At 46.1% G+C, this 18,390-nt stretch carries 16 protein-coding genes; 2 read left to right on the top strand and 14 right to left on the bottom strand.

Annotated elements, in window-relative coordinates:
• Positions 1-153: 153 nt before the first annotated feature.
• Positions 154-354, top strand: coding sequence for a cold-shock protein (locus tag ACLROL_RS04460; RefSeq protein WP_087199281.1), 201 nt, complete (start codon positions 154-156; stop codon positions 352-354).
• Between the two features lie 168 nt (positions 355-522).
• On the opposite strand, the gene ACLROL_RS04455 is transcribed toward ACLROL_RS04460, so the two are convergent.
• The 9 genes from ACLROL_RS04455 to ACLROL_RS04415 form a co-directional block, all read right to left on the bottom strand.
• Positions 523-960: an amino acid-binding protein gene (locus ACLROL_RS04455; protein WP_087199279.1), complete on the bottom strand. Its 438-nt coding sequence runs from the start codon at positions 958-960 to the stop codon at positions 523-525.
• Positions 961-973: 13 nt separating this feature from the next.
• Entirely contained in the window at positions 974-2,299 is a 1,326-nt protein-coding gene (locus ACLROL_RS04450) for a phenylacetate--CoA ligase family protein (RefSeq protein ID WP_087211790.1), read from the bottom strand.
• A gap of 27 nt (positions 2,300-2,326) precedes the next feature.
• Positions 2,327-2,743, bottom strand: coding sequence for an ACT domain-containing protein (locus tag ACLROL_RS04445; protein ID WP_087200293.1), 417 nt, complete (start codon positions 2,741-2,743; stop codon positions 2,327-2,329).
• Between the two features lie 12 nt (positions 2,744-2,755).
• On the bottom strand, positions 2,756-3,325 hold the full coding sequence (locus tag ACLROL_RS04440) for an indolepyruvate oxidoreductase subunit beta (protein ID WP_087200291.1): 570 nt from the start codon (positions 3,323-3,325) through the stop codon (positions 2,756-2,758).
• Positions 3,325-5,079, bottom strand: a complete 1,755-nt coding sequence (gene iorA, locus ACLROL_RS04435) for an indolepyruvate ferredoxin oxidoreductase subunit alpha (RefSeq protein ID WP_087200289.1) — start codon at positions 5,077-5,079, stop codon at positions 3,325-3,327. Before iorA ends, ACLROL_RS04440 begins: the two co-directional genes overlap by 1 nt.
• A 1-nt stretch (position 5,080) precedes the next feature.
• A complete protein-coding gene (locus ACLROL_RS04430) occupies positions 5,081-6,391 on the bottom strand; it encodes a phenylacetate--CoA ligase family protein (protein WP_087200287.1) in 1,311 nt (436 codons plus the stop codon).
• 110 nt (positions 6,392-6,501) lie between these two features.
• On the bottom strand, positions 6,502-10,995 hold the full coding sequence (locus ACLROL_RS04425) for a PolC-type DNA polymerase III (RefSeq protein WP_413067396.1): 4,494 nt from the start codon (positions 10,993-10,995) through the stop codon (positions 6,502-6,504).
• Between the two features lie 13 nt (positions 10,996-11,008).
• Complete coding sequence (gene ispG, locus ACLROL_RS04420) at positions 11,009-12,070, bottom strand: flavodoxin-dependent (E)-4-hydroxy-3-methylbut-2-enyl-diphosphate synthase (protein ID WP_087211798.1); 1,062 nt, start codon at positions 12,068-12,070, stop codon at positions 11,009-11,011.
• 69 nt (positions 12,071-12,139) lie between these two features.
• Positions 12,140-12,604: a hypothetical protein gene (locus ACLROL_RS04415; RefSeq protein ID WP_087200280.1), complete on the bottom strand. Its 465-nt coding sequence runs from the start codon at positions 12,602-12,604 to the stop codon at positions 12,140-12,142.
• Positions 12,605-12,800: 196 nt separating this feature from the next.
• Between ACLROL_RS04415 and ACLROL_RS04410 the strand changes: the two genes are divergently transcribed.
• On the top strand, positions 12,801-13,154 hold the full coding sequence (locus ACLROL_RS04410) for a helix-turn-helix domain-containing protein (RefSeq protein WP_413067395.1): 354 nt from the start codon (positions 12,801-12,803) through the stop codon (positions 13,152-13,154).
• A 58-nt stretch (positions 13,155-13,212) separates the two neighbouring features.
• Here the strand turns inward: ACLROL_RS04410 and ACLROL_RS04405 are convergent, their stop codons facing one another.
• Genes ACLROL_RS04405 through prfA form a run of 5 tightly spaced genes read right to left on the bottom strand, consistent with a single transcriptional unit; the run spans position 13,213 to position 18,385 of the window.
• The gene (locus tag ACLROL_RS04405; RefSeq protein ID WP_087211802.1) at positions 13,213-14,091 is read right to left on the bottom strand and encodes a DUF368 domain-containing protein; all 879 of its coding nucleotides are present in this window, start codon (positions 14,089-14,091) and stop codon (positions 13,213-13,215) included.
• Positions 14,092-14,108: 17 nt separating this feature from the next.
• A complete protein-coding gene (gene hisC / locus ACLROL_RS04400) occupies positions 14,109-15,161 on the bottom strand; it encodes a histidinol-phosphate transaminase (protein WP_087211804.1) in 1,053 nt (350 codons plus the stop codon).
• Positions 15,162-15,173: 12 nt separating this feature from the next.
• On the bottom strand, positions 15,174-16,364 hold the full coding sequence (locus ACLROL_RS04395) for a pyridoxal phosphate-dependent aminotransferase (protein ID WP_087200271.1): 1,191 nt from the start codon (positions 16,362-16,364) through the stop codon (positions 15,174-15,176).
• Positions 16,361-17,272: a DUF2156 domain-containing protein gene (locus ACLROL_RS04390; protein ID WP_087200269.1), complete on the bottom strand. Its 912-nt coding sequence runs from the start codon at positions 17,270-17,272 to the stop codon at positions 16,361-16,363. Before ACLROL_RS04390 ends, ACLROL_RS04395 begins: the two co-directional genes overlap by 4 nt.
• 36 nt (positions 17,273-17,308) lie before the next feature.
• Positions 17,309-18,385: a peptide chain release factor 1 gene (prfA, locus tag ACLROL_RS04385; RefSeq protein WP_087200266.1), complete on the bottom strand. Its 1,077-nt coding sequence runs from the start codon at positions 18,383-18,385 to the stop codon at positions 17,309-17,311.
• Positions 18,386-18,390 lie beyond the last annotated feature (5 nt).

Genomic DNA, 18,390 nt, shown 5'->3' with positions numbered 1-18,390 from the left:
ACAAAGTGTGGTGGAATTTAACTCTGCACTGGAATTTAAAATTTCAAGTTAGCTAAATCGTTGACTTTTATCTTTAAACATGCTATGCTTGAGCAACATCGACAAATCGATGGATTTCACTTATTGTTTTATATGATTTATGGAGGTAGCAAGATGAACAAAGGTACTGTAAAATGGTTTAATAACCAGAAAGGCTATGGATTTATCTGTGACGAATCCGGAAACGACGTATTCGTACACTATTCCGGACTGAATATGGAAGGATATAAGACCTTGGAAGAAGGTCAGGCTGTTGAGTTTGAAATAACCGAAGGCACCAAGGGACCGCAGGCTGTAAATGTAACAAAATTATAAGAATTATAAAAATCGATTGTATGTACCTTTTATTTATATAAATTAGTCCTCAAGCAAATTTAAATATCTAAAAAGTCATAGAATGAAAAAACTGCGCTGGATTTCCGGCGCAGTTTTTTGTTTCACTCGAAGGATATTTCTGACCTTCTCTCTTCTCTTATTATTCTTTTAACAATTTGCCTTGTAAGCTTCATCTGCCTCCCATACGCCGAAACCGCTGGATACAAGAATTTCTGCCGCCCGTTCGGGCTCATCTGTCTTCAGCACAGCAGAAGCATCTTTCCCGTTTGCAAAAGCGTACATATACTCGACGTTGATTCCGCCGTCCACTACAAGGCAGTGCATCGCCTTGCTCAATGATCCAGTAGCATGCGGCACCCTCAGGGCAACAACCGGTGTGAGCATGGAAGTGATTCCGACAGCTCTTAACACTTCTTTTCCTTTCTGCGGATCTGAAACGATCATCCGAAGCATTCCGTATTCCGTCGTGTCCGCCAGACTTAATGCCACGATGTTCACATCATTGTTTCCAAGGGTAGTTAAGACTTCATCCAGCCTTCCTTCCCTGTTTTCCAAAAATACAGACAACTGCTGAATCGTACTCATAACATTTCCTCCCTTACACAAGATTTCTGTTGTCGATGACACGTTTTGCTTTTCCTTCGCTTCTCTCAATAGTCTTTGGCTCCACAAGTTTTACACGGACAGAAAGACCAAGCGCTTCTCTTAACACGGAACCGATCTTGTTCCGCAGTGCGTCCAGTTTTCGGATTTCATCGGAGAAGAACTTCTCATCCACTTCCACCATCACGGTAAGTACATCCATGTTATTTTCCCGGTCGATGATCAGGAGATAATGCGGGATCACTTCGCCGATGCCAAGGAGCGCAGTCTCTACCTGAGTCGGGAAGACATTGACACCGCGGATGACTTTCATGTCGTCCGTGCGTCCTTTGAACTTGGAGATCCTCGGTGTCGTCCTGCCGCATTTGCATGTCTCGTAATTGATGCTTGTCAGGTCTTTCGTGCGGTATCGAATCAGCGGAACCGCTTCTTTTGACAGAGTTGTAAATACAAGCTCTCCTGTCTCTCCTTCGCCCACCGGCTCATGCGTCGATACATCCAAAACTTCCGGATAGAAATGATCCGCGTGAACATGCAGTCCTTCGTGGTGGATACAGTCCATAGCGACTCCAGGACCTGTGATCTCACACAGTCCGTAAATATCAAAACAGTTGATCTTCATAATCTCTTCGATCTTTTTTCTCATCTCCACAGTCCATGGCTCTGCTCCACAAACACCAGCTTTAATTTTCATATGATCCACCACGCCAGCTTCTGCCATGGCCTCTGCCAGATGCATTGCGTAGGACGGCGTACATGCGAATGCGGTAGCGCCGAAATCTTCCATGCACATAAGCTGTCTCTTCGTATTTCCGGCAGACATCGGGATAGCCATAGCCCCCAGCTTCTGAGCTCCGAAGTCCAGTCCCATACCGCCTGTAAAGAGACCATAACCATAGCACACATGGATCCTGTCCTCAGCAGTGAGTCCCGCCATCGTAAGACACCTTGCCACGCATTCTCCCCACACATCCACATCCTTCTGTGTATAAGCCATAACAGTGAGTTTTCCTGTTGTCCCGGATGTACCTTGTACTCTGGCGATCTTTTCATTTGGTACTGCCAGAAAACCAAACGGGTAATTCTCTCTTAAATCCTCTTTCGTAGTAAACGGAAGTTTACCGATATCTTCAATCCCTTTGATATCCCCCGGTTCCAGGCCAAGCGCTTTCATTTTTTCTGTATAGAAAGGTACAACTCCGTACACTCTCTTCACAAGATCTCTCAATTTTTCTCCTTGAAGAGCGGCTCTCTCATCTCTGCTCATACATTCTGCTTTCGGATCCCGTATCCGCTCTGTCCATCTGTCGTCTGTTATCATTTTCTTTACTCTGTCCTCCTTTTTGCTTTATAACTCTTCATCTGTCACAATCTTGACTCCAGCCTTGGTTAAGATTTCCTTTGCTTTTTCCATGTCATCTGTGGAAAATACCATAACCGGAGCCTTCTGTTCCCGGATCACAAATGAATAGATGTAGTTGACATTGATCTGCCCGTCCGCAAGAATGGACAGCATATGATTCAGATTGCCCTTCTCATCCTGCAGCTCTACTCCCATCACTTCGTAGATCCGAACGACAAAACCAAGTCTTGTCAATTCCTGCTTTGCTTTCTGAGGGTCATCCACGACCATCCTCAGTATCCCAAATTCCGGTGTGTCAAATGATGCCACAGCGCGAATATTGACTTCTGCTTCCGTAAGTCTGGATGTCACTTCCATGAGGCTTCCCGGACGGTTTTCCACAAAAACTGATATCTGTTTCATTCCAAACCCCTCCTATAATGCGGCTCCTACTTCAAATGCTTTTTTATTTATCTCTATTGTTTTCGGAGGAACCGTGCGTTCGATGACTTTGTACCACTGCTCTTTTGTGAAGTCCATATGCTGGGAAGCGATACCAAGCACGATCATGTTAAACACTTTTGGATTTCCGAGTTTTCTCGCTTCTTCTGTAGCATTGACCGTATATACTTTGTGGCCAGCCAAAAGCGTCTCCACGATATTTTCCGGATACTCAGCCGCCCCGATAACGACAGGCATCGGGTCGATCCTCCAGTCATTTAAAATCAGCGCTCCTCCTTCTTTCAGAAAATGGGAATACCGAAGAGCTTCCAAACGCTCAAAGGCGATGATGACATCTGCCTGCCCTTCTTCCACAATAGGTTCTGCCACCTTTTCCCCGTACCTCACAAACGTGACGACGCTTCCTCCCCTTTGAGCCATCCCGTGCACTTCGGAAAGTTTGACATCGTACCCGCCTTCAATGGCAAGTCCGCCCAGAATACGGCTTGTGAGAAGTGTTCCCTGTCCGCCTACGCCTACGATCATTATATTTTTTACTGCCATTATCTTTCACCTGCCTTTACCAGTTTAATCGCATCGAATTTGCAAAGTGTCTCACACAATCCGCATCCGGTACACATCGTATCGTCGATGTGGATTGTCCCGTCCGCATTCCGTGTCATAGCAGGGCATCCCGGTTTCATACACATGCCGCATTTTTTACATTTCTCCGGATCTGCCGCGTAAACCGGCTTTCTTGATTTATCCAGCAGTACGCAAGGCGTCCTCGTGATAATGACGGACACTTCTTCCTTGGCCACTTCTTCCTTTATCGTTTTTTCCAGTGTTTCTATATCAAAGGCATTTACTACGCACACATTCGGAACACCTATGGAACGGCAAAGCCCCGGGATATCGATAGCATATGTCGGGTCGCCCTGCAATGTCTTTCCGGTAGCCGCATGATCCTGGTGTCCTGTCATACCTGTCGTGGAATTATCGAGAATGAGCACTGTCCCGGTTGCTTGATTATAAACCATGTTCATCAGAGAATTGACACCGGTATGGAGAAAAGTGGAATCTCCGATCACGGCAACCCAATTCTTAATATAGTCTTTTCCTTTTGCTTTCTCCATCCCATGGAGGCTGGAAATGCTTGCACCCATACAGATCGTCGTATCTACAACGCTCAGAGGCGCCACAGCTCCTAATGTATAGCATCCAATATCCCCCGCCGCATGCATTTTCAGTTTGTTCAGTACATAGAACACACTCCTGTGAGGACAGCCTGGGCAAAGGATCGGTGGTCTCTGCGGAACATCCTCGGCCTTTCTGATCTTCAGGTCTTCTTTCAGAATAGCCTGGCGGATCATATTTGCACTGTATTCTCCCTGAATCGTAAAGATCTCTTTTCCTGTTGCCTTGATACCCCAGGACTTTACCTGTTCTTCGATGACCGGATCCAGTTCTTCCACGATATAGAGTGTCTCTACCTTTCCTGCAAACTCTTCGATCATTTTTCTTGGAAGAGGATTGACCATGCCAAGTTTTAAAACTGACGCTTCCGGTATCGCTTCTTTTACATACTGATACGGGATTCCACTCGTAATGACGCCAATTTTTGTATCATTCATCTCCACACGGTTGATATCCATCGTATCCGCTGCCTCTTTGAGCTCGTTATTGCGCTTTTCTATCTCTACATGACGGAACTTTGCATTTCCCGGCATCATAACATTCTTCCGGATATTTTTTTCGTACGGTCTGTCTTCCAGCGCTTCCCTCTCGCCAAGTTCCACAAGCCCCTGTGAATGTGCAAGCCTTGTTGTGATCCGGAATATGACAGGACGATCATAGGTCTCGCTGATCTCAAATGCTTTTTTCACAAACTCTTTTGCCTCCGCGCTGTCTGACGGTTCCAGCACCGGCACGCCGGCAGCTCTGGCGATCATCCTGGTATCCTGCTCATTTTGAGAACTGTAAAGTCCCGGATCGTCCGCAACCATAAACACAAGGCCCCCGTTTACTCCCATATAAGACACTGTATAGAGCGGATCAGACGCCACATTGAGTCCCACATGTTTCATGCACGCCATAGCGCGCACTCCGGATATACTTGCCCCGATAGCCACTTCCGCAGCCACCTTCTCATTCGGAGCCCACTCTGCATACAGGTCTTCTTTGTATTTTACAAGATTTTCGCTGATTTCTGTGCTTGGTGTTCCCGGGTAGGCTGAAGAAACTTTGACGCCGGCTTCCCATGCTCCTCTCGCAATGGCTTCATTGCCAAGCATGATCACTTTCTTATCATCTGCCATTTTATAATCCATCCTTTCGTAAATCCTTGATCCTCTTTGCCTTTCCCTCAAACCGCTGCAGGGAATACGGCGCCACAAGTCTGATCTGCGTCGCCAGACCAAGCTGGGATTTCAGTCCCGCTTTGATCCGCTGTTCCAGCTCACTTAACTTGGAATAGCTGTCCAAAAGCCTGTCATCGATAAGTTCCACTGTAATTGTCATGACATCCAGGCGATTTTTTCTTTCTACGAGAATCTCATAATGCGGTCCGATCTCCTCGATGCTCAAAAGTACTTCTTCAATCTGTGTCGGGAATACATTCACTCCCCGGATGACGAGCATGTCGTCTGCTCTTCCAGAAAGATTTTCCATCCGCACCGTTGTCCTGCCGCATTTGCATGGCTCATAAAAAAGTCTTGTCATATCCCCGGTCCGATAGCGCACAAGAGGGAGCGCTTCTTTTCCAAGACAGGTAACAACAAGCTCGCCTCTCTCTCCCGGCGGAAGGACTTCTTCCGTCTTGGGATCGATGATCTCCGGTATGAACCAGTCTTCATTTATATGCATTCCGCACAGTTCTTGACATTCGCCTGCCACCCCTGGTCCGCACAATTCGCTCAGTCCATAATTCTGGGTACACAAAAAATCCTTTCCCCAGATACGATGCATCTCCTCCCGCATGGCTTCCGTCATGCCTTCGCCTCCAAAGAGTCCGATCCGCACGGAAAGATCCGTCTCCGGATCGAGTCCGCTTTTTCTTATCTCCTCCCCAAGATGAAGGGCGTAGGATGGAGTAGCCACGAGGAGGGTCACTCCCATATCTTTCAGAAACATGATCTGCTTTTTTGTATTTCCAGATGACATCGGTATCACGGCCGCCCCGATTTTTTCAAGACCTCCGTGCAGTCCCAGTGCCCCGGTAAAGGTTCCGTATCCAAACGACAGCTGTACGATATCCTGCGCAGATGCGCCTCCCATACATGCTATCCTTGCCACATTTCCAAGCCACATTTCCAGGTCATTTTTTGTGTATCCCACAACTGTCGGCTTTCCGGTAGTCCCGGAACTTGCGTGAAACCGCACGAGCTCTTTTTTGTCTACCGCAAACAATCCCATCGGATAGTTATCTCTGAAATCTTTCTTATATGTAAACGGCAGCCGTCTCAGATCGGAGAGTGTCTGTATGTCTTCCGGCTTTACCCCTGCCCTGTCCATTTTCCCGCGATATGGAGCTACCCGTTCATAGATGTAAGCCACTGTCTTTTTCAGCTTTTCCAGCTGTATCATCTCCAGCTCTTTCCGCGGCAGAGTTTCCTCCTTTGCCCAAATCATTTTTCTTCCTCCTAATAAAATTTTCTATATTAAAATATGAAAAAAGAGGATAAACTTTCGGAAAAGTTTATCCTCTGTATTATACCACATCTCTTTAGCTGTTTAAAGCACTAATTGGCAAAATCAAACAAAGAAAGCTGGTTTGACTCAGGCAAATCACCTAAAAGTCCCAATTCGTCCATTTTGTCGATGACTGTTTTGCTGGCTTTTGTCCTTTGACGGAAATCATCTTTGGACAGATACTTTCCATCTTTTGAAGCGAGCTCCACCGCTTCCGCGGCCTTGTCTCCCATTCCTTCGATACTGGACAGCGGAGGCATCAGCTTTCCGTCTATGATCCGAAACCGCGTAGCCTTTGCCTCGTAGATATCGATGGGCATAAATTCCAGCCCCCGGGCGTACATTTCCTGAACAATTTTCATATCTTTCATCGTATCCTGCTCTTTTTTGCTCAGGCTGTCCTGCCTGTGTTTATAGTCCTCGATATAATAATTCAGTTTGTCTTTTCCCTGGCACATGATCTCGTAGGAAAACGCATCAGCGCGAATACCAAAATAGGCCGCATAATAGGCCAGCGGATAGTTGACCTTACAGTAGGCGATCCGATAGGCCATCATGACGTATGCAGCCGCGTGAGCTTTCGGGAACATATACTTGATCTTTTTGCAGGACCATATATACCAGTCCGGCACTCCCGCTTCTGTCATAGCCTTTTCAAAATCCGGCGTCAGCCCTTTTCCTTTTCGGACTTTCTCCATGATCGTAAAGGAAAGCTCACTGTCCATGCCCTTGTTGATAAGGTAGGTCATGATATCATCACGTGTACAGATTGCCGTGGAGATGGTCGCCTTTCCTTCCTGGATCAATGTCTGCGCATTGTTCAGCCATACGTCCGTCCCGTGGGAGAGTCCTGAAATACGGATCAGATCGGAAAGTGTCTTTGGCTTTGTATCTACTACCATCTGGATAACAAAATCCGTCCCGAACTCCGGGATTCCAAGACAGCCTACCGGGCATCCACCGATATCTTCCGGCGTGATCCCAAGAGCCTTCGTGTTTGCAAACAGCGACATAACCTGAGGGTCATCCAACGGAATATCGCGGGCATCAAAAATACGGTTTACCCCATCATATTCATTTTCCATGGCATCTGAATTGATAAATTCCTCCAGCGTCTTGATCATCGTCGGATCATCGTGTCCGAGGATATCCAGTTTCAGAAGGTTATGGTCGATGGAATGGTAATCAAAATGGGTTGTAATGATGTCCGTATTCATATCGTTTGCCGGATGCTGCACCGGGGTAAAAGAGTTGATATCTTCTCCGTGCGGAAGAACGATGATCCCCCCTGGATGCTGTCCTGTACTTCTTCGTATTCCAGTACATCCCTGCACGATTCTGTCTATCTCACAGTTACGCTTCCTGCTGCCTCTCTCTTCATAGTAATTCTTCACGAACCCGAATGCGGTCTTATCGGCCAAAGTGCCGATTGTCCCGGCACGGAAGGTCTGCCCTTTCCCGAAAATGACTTCCGTATATTTGTGTGCCTGGCTCTGATAGTCTCCGGAGAAATTGAGGTCAATGTCCGGCTCCTTATTCCCCTTGAATCCAAGAAAAGTCTCAAACGGAATATCAAATCCATCTTTGATCAGCGGTGCACCGCAGACCGGACATTCTTTATCTTTCATATCCCATCCGCATCCTCCGGCAAATTTCTTTACTTCTTCCGAGTCAAAGTCACTGTAATGACAGTTCGGACAATAGTAATGCGGACTTAGTGGATTGACTTCCGTAATTCCGGCCATAGTGGCCACAAAAGAAGATCCTACAGACCCTCTGGATCCGACGAGGTAACCGTCCGCGTTGGATTTCCACACCAGTTTCTGAGCAATAATGTACATCACGGCAAACCCGTTGGAGATGATAGAATGAAGCTCCCTTTCAAGCCGTTCCGTTACCACATCGGGAAGGGGATCTCCGTACATTTCGTGAGCTTTTTTGTAACAGATATCCCTCAACTCCTGATCAGAATTCTCGATGACAGGCGGGCACTTGTCCGGACGGACCGGGGAGATCTTCTCTATCATATCCGCAATCTTATTTGGGTTTTCAATGACTACTTCGTGGGCTTTCTGCGTGCCCAGGTACGAAAATTCCTCCAGCATCTCTTCTGTCGTGTGAAGATAGAGCGGCGCCTGCTCATCCGCATCGCCGAATCCTTTTCCAGCCATGATGATCCTCCGGTAGACTTCATCCTCCGGATCCAGAAAATGAACATCGCACGTGGCGACGACCGGCTTCTGAAACCGTTCTCCCAGACGGACGATCTTGCGATTCAGATCTCTTAAGTCCTCTTCATTCTTCACATTGGAAATTCGGTCGCTGGCGATCATAAACCGGTTGTTGCCGATTGGCTGAATTTCAAGATAATCATAAAATTCTACCAGTTTGGCGATCTTTTCCTCCGACTTGCCGTTCAAAACCGCCTGAAACAGTTCCCCGGCTTCACAGGCACTTCCAATAATCAGGCCATCTCTGTACTTGTTGAATTCACTTTTGGGAATTCTCGGCATCCTGAAAAAGTATGTCAGATGAGACATGGATACAAGTCGGTACAGATTGACCCTTCCGGTCTCATTTTTTGCCAGTATTACCGCATGATGGGACGGCAGTTTCCGAATCGCGTCTGGATTCATGGACCCAAACTGATTGATCCCTTTCAGAGTTGTGATTCCCCGCTCCTTTAACATGTCCACAAATTTCACGAAAATTTCCGCTGTGGCTCCGGCGTCATCCACTGCCCTGTGATGATTTTCCAGAGAAATATTGAGTGCTTTTGCCACAACATTCAGTTTGTATTTTGATAAAGTCGGAAGCAGAACTCTGGCCAGCGCCACCGTATCGACAGATGCGAAATCTGGCTTGATATTCTGATACCTGCAGTTTTGTTCAATGAAACTTACGTCGAATCCTGCATTGTGAGCCACTAAAACCGCATCTTTGATAAACCCGAGAAATTCTGGCAGCACTTCCTCTATAGGTTTTGCGTCCACTACCATTTCATCTGTAATACCCGTAAGTTTTGTGATCTCAAACGGGATCGGGATCTTTGGATTGACAAATGTGCTGAACTTTTCCGTGATTTGACCGTTTTCTACTTTTACGGCCCCGATCTCGATAATCTTATCCTGGATAGGACTGAATCCTGTTGTCTCCAGGTCAAATACGACATATGTGTCAAAAAGCGTCTGATTTCCGGCTCCCTGAGCAATCTCCGTGAGATCGTCCACCAAATACGCCTCTACTCCATAGATGATCTTAAATGGATCATCCTTATCCAGTGTTTCGATATAATGGTTGGCATCCGGGAATGCCTGGACCACTCCGTGATCTGTGATCGCAATCGCCTTGTGGCCCCAGTCATGTGCCCTTTTCACAATATCTTTTACCTCAGAAACACCATCCATATCACTCATCTTCGTGTGACAGTGAAGCTCTACCCTTTTTTCCGGGCTGATATCTTGTCTCTTTGTCGTAAAATCCCCTGTTTTGCGGATACCGGTAACAGAACCGATCGTCAGCTCTCCGTCGAATTTGTCGATGGTCGTAATCCCTTTTATCTTCAGAAAGGCACCTTTTTTAATCTCCCCGAGGAGATCCGGGAGCTGTTCGTTTCTTGTGAACATCTTGACCATGATCGTGTCGGTAAAGTCAGTCACTGCAAACATAAGGATCGTCTTTTCATTCCGGATTTCCTTTGCCTCAAAACTGATGACTTTCCCCCGGATCGTGATCTCTCCCATCTCCGATACGACCTGGCTGAGCTCTATCGGCGCATCGTCAAAATCCCTTCCGTAAATCATATTCGGATCATCCGATTTGCGGAAATCGTGACGGAAAAACGGTTTCTTCTGTCCTTTATCAAAGCGTTTCTCCCGCCTTTTAGGAGCTTCCTCTTTTTTCGGTTCGTTTTCAGCTTTGCCGGTGTCTCCAGTCTCTTCTTTCTTCATTTTTTCTTTTCGGAGTTCCTCATTTCTCGCCACGATCTGGTCTACTTCTGCCTGAAGCTGAAGTTCATTGTATTTCAGCGCACTTTTTTTCTTCTTTGGAAGGTAGGATACCTGGATGGAGACAGGGACGTGAAAACGATCGTTAAACACTTCATCCAAAAGCCCTGCAATCGCATCTTTTTTCCCTTCTGCCACGATGGAATCCTGAAGTTTCAGACACAGCGTATTGCCCACGAAATCACAGGAAGCATTTTCAAACATATTTTTTTCCACCGTGCTTCTTCGGGATAATTCCAACAGGATGCTGTCATGATACTCCTGCATAAGGTTTTCCGGTGTGTACTGCTCTGAAAGCCTGTACTCTTCGATAATCTCCACCTGTATCATCGTTCGTCCGAACAACTGATCTTTTATCATCTGTTCCAGTTTGTAGATAACTCTTTTCTGAAGGAGATGTGTACTGAAAATATGTACTTTTATAAAATCCCGGTTTGAATTTGTCGCCACTTTCGTGACCAAAACTCCCTGGAGAAGAAACTTCATCTCATCATCCAGCTTTAAAGTCGGAAAAACTTCAAAAAAATCTTTTCCCATTCCTGCTCCGCCTTTACTCTTGTTTCCAGTTTAGCAATTCCTGCCGCAGCGTATTCAGAAGTTCTTCTTCTTTGACTTTCTTCACGATTTGTCCTTTTTTGATGAGAAGACCTTCCCCAATCCCTCCGGCAATACCGATATCCGCCTCTTTCGCTTCTCCCGGTCCGTTGACAACGCATCCCATGACTGCCACTTTGATGTCGTCAAGAGGAATATCCTGCACCATATCTTCCACCTGATTTGCAAGGCGGATCAGATCGATTTTTGTCCGTCCACATGTCGGACAGGATACGACCTCGATTCCTCCTTTTCGGAGTCCAAGTGTCCGGAGGATCAGTTTTGCAGACTTAATCTCCTCCAGCGGATCCCCTGTCAGAGAGACACGGATCGTATTCCCGATGCCCTGGTACAGGATGATCCCAAGTCCCACGGAAGATTTGATGTTGCCGGAGAGGACTGTGCCGGATTCCGTGATCCCCACGTGCAGCGGATACGGACACTCTTTTGCGATAAGCTCATGGGCCTTCACACACATCAGGACATCCGATGATTTGATGCTGACAACAAGATTGTCATATCCCATCGATTCAATGAGATGAACTTTATCAAGGGCGCTTTCGACGATCCCTTCCGCTGTCACTCCACCGTATTTTTCTATGAGACCTTTTTCCAGAGAACCGCTGTTTACCCCCACACGGATGGGAATACCGTATTCTTTTGCTTTTTCCACTACTTTTCTTACCCGGTCTGTATCCCCGATATTTCCCGGATTGATCCGGATCTTGTCCGCCCCGTTTTCGATGGCGGCAATGGCCAGCCGATAGTCAAAATGGATATCCGCCACAAGCGGAATATGGATCCTTTCTTTGATTTTACTAAGCGCCTCCGCAGCCTCCATCGTCGGCACTGCACAGCGGATGATCTCACATCCTGCTTTCTCTAAAGCAAGAATCTGATTCACTGTGGCATCCACATCCTCTGTTTTTGTATTTGTCATAGACTGGATAGCGACCGGATTCTTTCCTCCGATCACTACGTTTCCGATACGCACTTCCTTTGTCATTTCCCGCAGCATGCTCTTTCCTCCTTACACATTCAAAACCCCTCTATATAATATTTACTTATATAGAGGGGAGTTTCGTTGCTACTGTTTATCAAAAACCATCTGATCGCCGTATTCCCGATCGGTAAGCGTAAGCTTCTGGCTTTCGATACTGTAGTCAAATGATGTTGTAAATTTTCCGACTGCCGTATCAAGAACTGTCTCTTCCACTTTTCCGCCTGTCTCTTCCGCGATCTTTCTAAGCTCTGTCTCAGTAGGACTCTTGATGACGATCATTTTGTCTGACTTGTCAATGTCATATTCCATTGTCACTTCCAAGTCCGTAACATCCTGAAGATTTGCAAATGTAATCGTTAATTTGTCGCTTTTTTTGATATCCATCACAATATTATCATCCTGGTACTTCCACGTCCCTCTGATGGGATTTGCTCCGAATGAGCGTATCAGGAAATAGGCAGCTACCACAATGATGATTATTGACGCCGTCCAGATCACAATCCGGAAAATGTGGCTTCTTTCTTTTTCATCATTTTTTGCTATCAGCATCTGTATTCCTCCAGACTTTCTTTTTTATATCATTCTAAGTAAATTATAAAGATTTTATACATACCTGTCAACACACGAATCAAAGCCGCATCTTTCGTCACGTTTCGACACATTTCGTTTCTTTTTGGCACACTTCCTGTTTTATCCATGTATCAACTGATAAAATGTAGCCACACTATACACAGGAGGAGATGCTATGGGGTTCCCGGAACGACTGAAAATGCTACGCGAAAATACCGATGTGACTCAGGATGAACTTGCAAAATATCTGCAAGTATCCCGTTCAACTATCGCTGGGTACGAGACAAAAAACCGACAGCCTGATTATGAAAAACTGTTTATGATCGCCCGTTTTTTCAATGTCAGTACTGATTATCTGATTTCGGGAAAACAATCTATTTCTGTGGAATCTTTTGAGACAGACAACTCCATCGATGACCGGCTTGTCCAATATCAGCTGCGTACCCTCTATGCACACTTATCTGACAAGTCCAAGCTGGATCTCCTCGAATATGCCCGTCTTCTCTCCCTCAGGGATAAAGGCAAGTAATAAAATAAAACTGTACTGTCAAGTTTGCAAAAAAGTTTGCGCTGCCTGCGCAAACTTTTTATTTTTCTTCTCCAACCATCTGCAGTTTCTGAAGCCCCAAAACAAGGATCGCTCCAATGATAAAGAAAACAATACTGAATGTCGAAAGTGTCAATTGGTCTCTTGGCGCCTCCAGTGTCGTTGGTCCTACCTTGATGGCATACAGGGAACCGATCATCATTCCGATGATGAGATAGATCATCTGGGAACGATATTTTTTGAGACTTGTCTTTATAGCACGGATGACAAGAGCAATGCCTGTCAGTACCCCCAAGCCAAAAATGATCAGCACCGGCAGATACTCCATATTCAGGTGCAGAATTTCTTTCAGTGAAGTAATGATCGGTATGTAAAGCCCGAACACTAACAAAATGGTAGATCCGGAAATACCTGGAAGTACCATGGCGCAGATGGCAATCATTCCTGCTATAAACACATATGCTCCAAGCCCGATATTCAGACTGCCTGCATCCACGCTGATCCCTTCTCCGGCAACCGGATTGAGACAACTAATGACAACAACAAGCGCCACTCCGATCACGAGGAAAAACAGATGTCGGTAATTCCCTTTGATCGTCTTTTTCTCCTCACTTATGATAAGTGGAATGGAAAACAGAATCAGACCAAGGAACATAGAGCTGATCTGATAAATGTGTTTCTCAAACAGACTTGCCAAGACAAGCACAGAACCCGCCATACCGATAATCCAGCCGCCGGCAATCTTACAGAGAAAGAGGATCGCTTCCTTTCGTTTCTTTTTGTCTTTTCCCATGATGTGATCCAGAGAATCGATAAATTTGTCGTAAAATCCAAGAAGGAACGCGATCGTTCCTCCGGACACCCCCGGTACACTGTCGGCCAGCGCCATACAGAATCCCCGGATAAAGTTCATTATCATGTCGATAGGTCCTCCCTTTATCGTTTCTTCATTACTGCACGCAGCACGTTCAGGAATGTTTCCATCTCCTCATCTGTTCCGACTGAAATTCTCAGATATTCTTTGATGGCAGGATCATTCCAGTGGCGCACATAAATATTTTCGTTTCTTAATGCTTCAAATAAGTCCGTTCCGCTGTAATCCGGATGCTTTGCAAATATAAAATTTGTGCTGGACTCTGGAAAAATGAATCCAAGCTCTTTTAATTCTTTCTGCACCCAAGTCCGTGTTCGAATGATCCTCTCCGTCGTCTCTTCAAAGTACGCTCTGTCCTTGACAGCCTCTGTCCCGCACACGATGGATGGATATGACAGCGTGTAGGAGTTGAAAGAGTACTTCACATCATTCAGCCATCGGATCAGTCTTTCATTTCCTATGGCAAACCCGATTCGCATACCAGCCATAGATCGTGATTTGGAAAATGTCTGTGTCACGATGAGATTATCGTATGTATCGATCAGACGGACAGCCGACGGCCCTGCAAAATCAATGTATGCTTCGTCCACAATGACAATGACATCTCTGTTTTTTTTCAGGATATCTTCCACAAAGGAAAGGTCTTCGTAGATGGACGTCGGTGCGTTTGGATTCGGGAAAATGATTCCTCCGTTTTCTTTTTCATAATCTTCTTTTCTGATTCTGAGATTCTCATCCAGGGGCTGGCACTCATAAGGGATTCGGTAGAGGTCTGCCCACACTTTATAAAACGAGTACGTTATGTCCGGGAAAAGAATCGGTTTCCCGGAATTAAAAAATGTGAGAAAACACATGGACAACACATCATCGGATCCGACTCCCGCAAACACCTGCTCTTTTTTCACTCCATAGAACTCCGCCAGGGCAGATATAAGAGTCTTCATCTCCGGGTCCGGATAAAGGCGAAGTCTGTCAGTATCCAGATTTCTAAGCGCCTCTTTTACTCCCGGAGCAGGTGGATATGGATTTTCATTTGTATTCAGTTTGATCACTTTGCACTGAGGTTGTTCCCCCGGCACATATGGTGTTACTTTCCGGATATTTTCTTCTAACATCTGTACTCCTCCCTACAGGCCGTACTCTTTTGCCAGTTCTTTAAACTTCGGCAATGAACGAAGGATCGTTTCATGAGACACACAGTATGCAAGTCTTACAAAGCCCGGACATCCAAACGAACTTCCCGGTACCATAAGAATGTTGTAGTTTTTGGCCCGTCCGCAGAATTCTTTTTCGTCTTCTGTCGGTGCCTTTACGAAAAGGTAAAAGGCTCCTTGCGGTTTAATGCAGGAAAAGCCTGCTTCCAAAAGCCCATTGTAAAGCGCCTCCCTGTTTCTGTCATAAAATGCAATATCCGCCTTTTCATCCAGACATCTTGCTACCGCCTTCTGCTGCAAAGTCGGAGCATTGACAAATCCAAGGATCCTGTTTGCCACATTTGCCGCAGAAAGGATATCTGCACTGTCTTTTGCCTCGTCCGGTATGACAAGATAGCCAATCCGTTCTCCCGGAAGAGAAAGGGATTTGCTGAAAGAGTATCCGATGACTGTATTGTCATAATATTTCGTAAGAAATGGAACTTCTACATTTCCATAGACAAGTTCCCTGTATGGTTCATCTGAGATCAGATAAATGTCCGTGCCGAATTCCTTCTGTTTCTGTTCCATAACTGCAGCAAGCCTTTTTATCGTCTCCTCCGAATAGACGACACCGGTCGGATTATTCGGGTTGTTGACGATGACTGCCTTTGTCTTTGCTGTGATCTTTTGTTCAAATTCTTCCATTTTTGGCTGGAAAGTCTCTGTATCCGGAGAAATTTCTACGAGAACTCCGTCAAAATTGCTTACATAACTTCTGTACTCTCCAAAATATGGGGCAAACACGATGACTTCGTCGCCCGGATTGAGAAGAGTCTTCAGGATCACATTCAGGCCGCCCGCAGCTCCTACCGTCATAATGATATTATTTCCTGTAAAATTTGTCTGAAAACGTTTGTTCAGATTTTCAGCAACCGCTTTCCTCACATCCGCGTAACCCGCGTTGCTGTTCGTATACCCGTGTACGGTAATCGGATCTTCCTCATTCAAAATAGAGATCATCGCTTCTTTCACTGATTTCGGAGCCGGTATATTCGGATTTCCGAGACTGAAGTCGTAGACATTTTCTGCCCCGTATATTCCTGCAAGACGGTTTCCTTCCTCAAACATAGCACGGATGGCAGAGCTGTTTGCCACCATTCCTTTCATCTTTTCTGCAATCATTCTGATACCTCCTGCTTGATCGTCACAATTCCCTTTTCTACAAGAAATGCCGGTTTGTAAGACAATTTTGCCTTCCTTAACCCCTCCTGTCCGACATCATCCTCTCTGTTGACATAACGGTATCCCGTGCATTCGTGCTGCACGAACTGCTGATTGATCATCGGGTAAGCGCCCGGAACATCGGCAAACGCTTTTTCAATGTGAACAACAAATGTATCTTCATTGATCGGTTCCCCGATTGTAAATGCTGCGATCTTTCCGTTTACCCTCAGCGCTCCTCCTGTGAGCGAAAGTTCCCGGAAAAGTCTCAGGGAGTTCAGCGTAACGCACATCTCGGAATTTTTCTCCTCATCATCCTCGCATCCGTTTTCATTTCTCCATGCGAGAGCCATCTGAAAACATTCTTCCAGATTATCATCCGTCAGCTTCTCATAACTCCAGTCCTGAAACATCGCCTTAAATTTGTTGATATGGTTTCTCTTTCCATGAAGTTTCTTTCCCGATAACGTGCAGAGCTTCTCCGACTCATATACGTAATCCGCCCAGTCGCGCTCATACGAGATCTGGTATCTCCCCGGATACCATTCTTCGAGAAGTGCAAACTGTTCCGGCGTTACCCCATAAAGCAGAAATGTCTTTCCTTCTCTCTCACAATACGCTTCTATCTCAGGAATTACTTCCTTAACGTCCCCGTTTCCCCCTACCGGCCAGGCAAATCCATATCCATCACTGTTGTCGCGGAACAGGATCACTTTCCCTGTAAAGCAGAATTCTACATTGTAGTGCCTTGCCCAGAGCAGAACATTTGCGAATGTCCTGTCACAGCTTCGGCTCGGATATTTTCGGAAAAACGTATCGATCAACTCTCGGTCTTCCAAAACGGGACGCCTAAATTTCCATTCTACCATATAATGATTACCTTCTTATCTCATAAACAAACTGAATTACTGGTTCTCCTGCATATTTGCAAGTTTCGCTGCCTGGTCTGCCGCAATCAGAGAATCGATGATCTCATCCAGATCTCCGTTCATGATAGAGTCAAGCCTGTGGAGCGTCAGCTTGATCCGGTGATCTGTCACACGTCCCTGCGGGAAATTGTATGTCCGGATTTTTTCTGAACGATCCCCTGTTCCAACCTGGCTTCTTCGTGCCTCTGCTTCCGCATCGTGCTGCTTTGCCTGCTCCAGTTCATAGAGTCTTGCGCGGAGAACTTTCAGCGCTTTATCTTTATTTTTCAGCTGTGATTTCTCATCCTGGCAGGAAATTACGATACCTGTCGGGATGTGGGTCAGACGCACGGCAGAGTCTGTCGTATTGACACACTGGCCACCGTTTCCGGATGCACGGAACACGTCAAACTTACAGTCATTCATGTCGATCTGTACATCCACTTCCTCTGCCTCCGGCATGATCGCAACCGTGATAGTGGAGGTATGGATCCGGCCGCCGCTTTCCGTCTCAGGAACACGCTGCACCCTGTGAACACCGCTTTCGTATTTCAATCTGGAGTATGCCCCCTGTCCGGAGATCATAAACACAACTTCTTTAAATCCACCGATCCCATTTTCATTCAGAGAGATCATCTCACATTTCCAGCGCCGGCTCTCTGCATAATGGATGTACATGCGGTAAATCTCAGCAGCAAAAAGAGCTGCTTCATCCCCGCCTGCGCCTGCTCGGATTTCCACGATAACGTTCTTATCGTCATTTGGGTCTTTCGGAAGAAGCAGGATCTTAAGTTCATGTTCCAGCTCCTCCACACGCTTTCTCGCGTCGGAGAGTTCTTCTTTGAGAAGTTCTCTCATCTCCTCGTCTGATTCTTCTTCCAACATGGCAACGCTGTCCTCGATCGTCTCATTGCATTTTTTGTATTCTTTATACGCTTCCACGATAGGCGCCAGATCATTCTGTTCTTTCATCAGCCGTCTGAAACGGGACTGATCATTTACAACATCCGGCTCCTGAAGTTCGCCCATGATTTCTTCAAAACGAATCAGCAAATCTTCCAGTTTATCAAACATTTGTC

Origin of the sequence: Sellimonas sp. (assembly GCF_047234585.1) — a bacterium.
In the GTDB taxonomy this organism is placed as follows: Bacteria; Bacillota; Clostridia; order Lachnospirales; family Lachnospiraceae; genus Sellimonas; species Sellimonas caecigallum.
Note: the sequence above shows the minus strand (reverse complement) of the source record. Positions and strands in the feature narration are given on the sequence as shown.

What these genes read in the sequence shown, in the direction of transcription:
- ACLROL_RS04430 (WP_087200287.1), bottom strand. Translation starts at nt 6,391, where the DNA reads ATGATTTGGGCAAAGGAGGAAACTCTGCCGCGGAAAGAGCTGGAGATG.
- ispG (WP_087211798.1), bottom strand. Translation starts at nt 12,070, where the DNA reads ATGCTGCGGGAAATGACAAAGGAAGTGCGTATCGGAAACGTAGTGATC.
- prfA (WP_087200266.1), bottom strand. Translation starts at nt 18,385, where the DNA reads ATGTTTGATAAACTGGAAGATTTGCTGATTCGTTTTGAAGAAATCATG.
- ACLROL_RS04415 (WP_087200280.1), bottom strand. Translation starts at nt 12,604, where the DNA reads ATGCTGATAGCAAAAAATGATGAAAAAGAAAGAAGCCACATTTTCCGG.
- ACLROL_RS04405 (WP_087211802.1), bottom strand. Translation starts at nt 14,091, where the DNA reads ATGATAATGAACTTTATCCGGGGATTCTGTATGGCGCTGGCCGACAGT.
- ACLROL_RS04410 (WP_413067395.1), top strand. Translation starts at nt 12,801, where the DNA reads ATGGGGTTCCCGGAACGACTGAAAATGCTACGCGAAAATACCGATGTG.
- iorA (WP_087200289.1), bottom strand. Translation starts at nt 5,079, where the DNA reads ATGGCAGATGATAAGAAAGTGATCATGCTTGGCAATGAAGCCATTGCG.
- ACLROL_RS04455 (WP_087199279.1), bottom strand. Translation starts at nt 960, where the DNA reads ATGAGTACGATTCAGCAGTTGTCTGTATTTTTGGAAAACAGGGAAGGA.
- ACLROL_RS04425 (WP_413067396.1), bottom strand. Translation starts at nt 10,995, where the DNA reads ATGGGAAAAGATTTTTTTGAAGTTTTTCCGACTTTAAAGCTGGATGAT.
- ACLROL_RS04395 (WP_087200271.1), bottom strand. Translation starts at nt 16,364, where the DNA reads ATGATTGCAGAAAAGATGAAAGGAATGGTGGCAAACAGCTCTGCCATC.
- ACLROL_RS04460 (WP_087199281.1), top strand. Translation starts at nt 154, where the DNA reads ATGAACAAAGGTACTGTAAAATGGTTTAATAACCAGAAAGGCTATGGA.
- ACLROL_RS04450 (WP_087211790.1), bottom strand. Translation starts at nt 2,299, where the DNA reads ATGATAACAGACGACAGATGGACAGAGCGGATACGGGATCCGAAAGCA.
- ACLROL_RS04390 (WP_087200269.1), bottom strand. Translation starts at nt 17,272, where the DNA reads ATGGTAGAATGGAAATTTAGGCGTCCCGTTTTGGAAGACCGAGAGTTG.
- hisC (WP_087211804.1), bottom strand. Translation starts at nt 15,161, where the DNA reads ATGTTAGAAGAAAATATCCGGAAAGTAACACCATATGTGCCGGGGGAA.
- ACLROL_RS04445 (WP_087200293.1), bottom strand. Translation starts at nt 2,743, where the DNA reads ATGAAACAGATATCAGTTTTTGTGGAAAACCGTCCGGGAAGCCTCATG.
- ACLROL_RS04440 (WP_087200291.1), bottom strand. Translation starts at nt 3,325, where the DNA reads ATGGCAGTAAAAAATATAATGATCGTAGGCGTAGGCGGACAGGGAACA.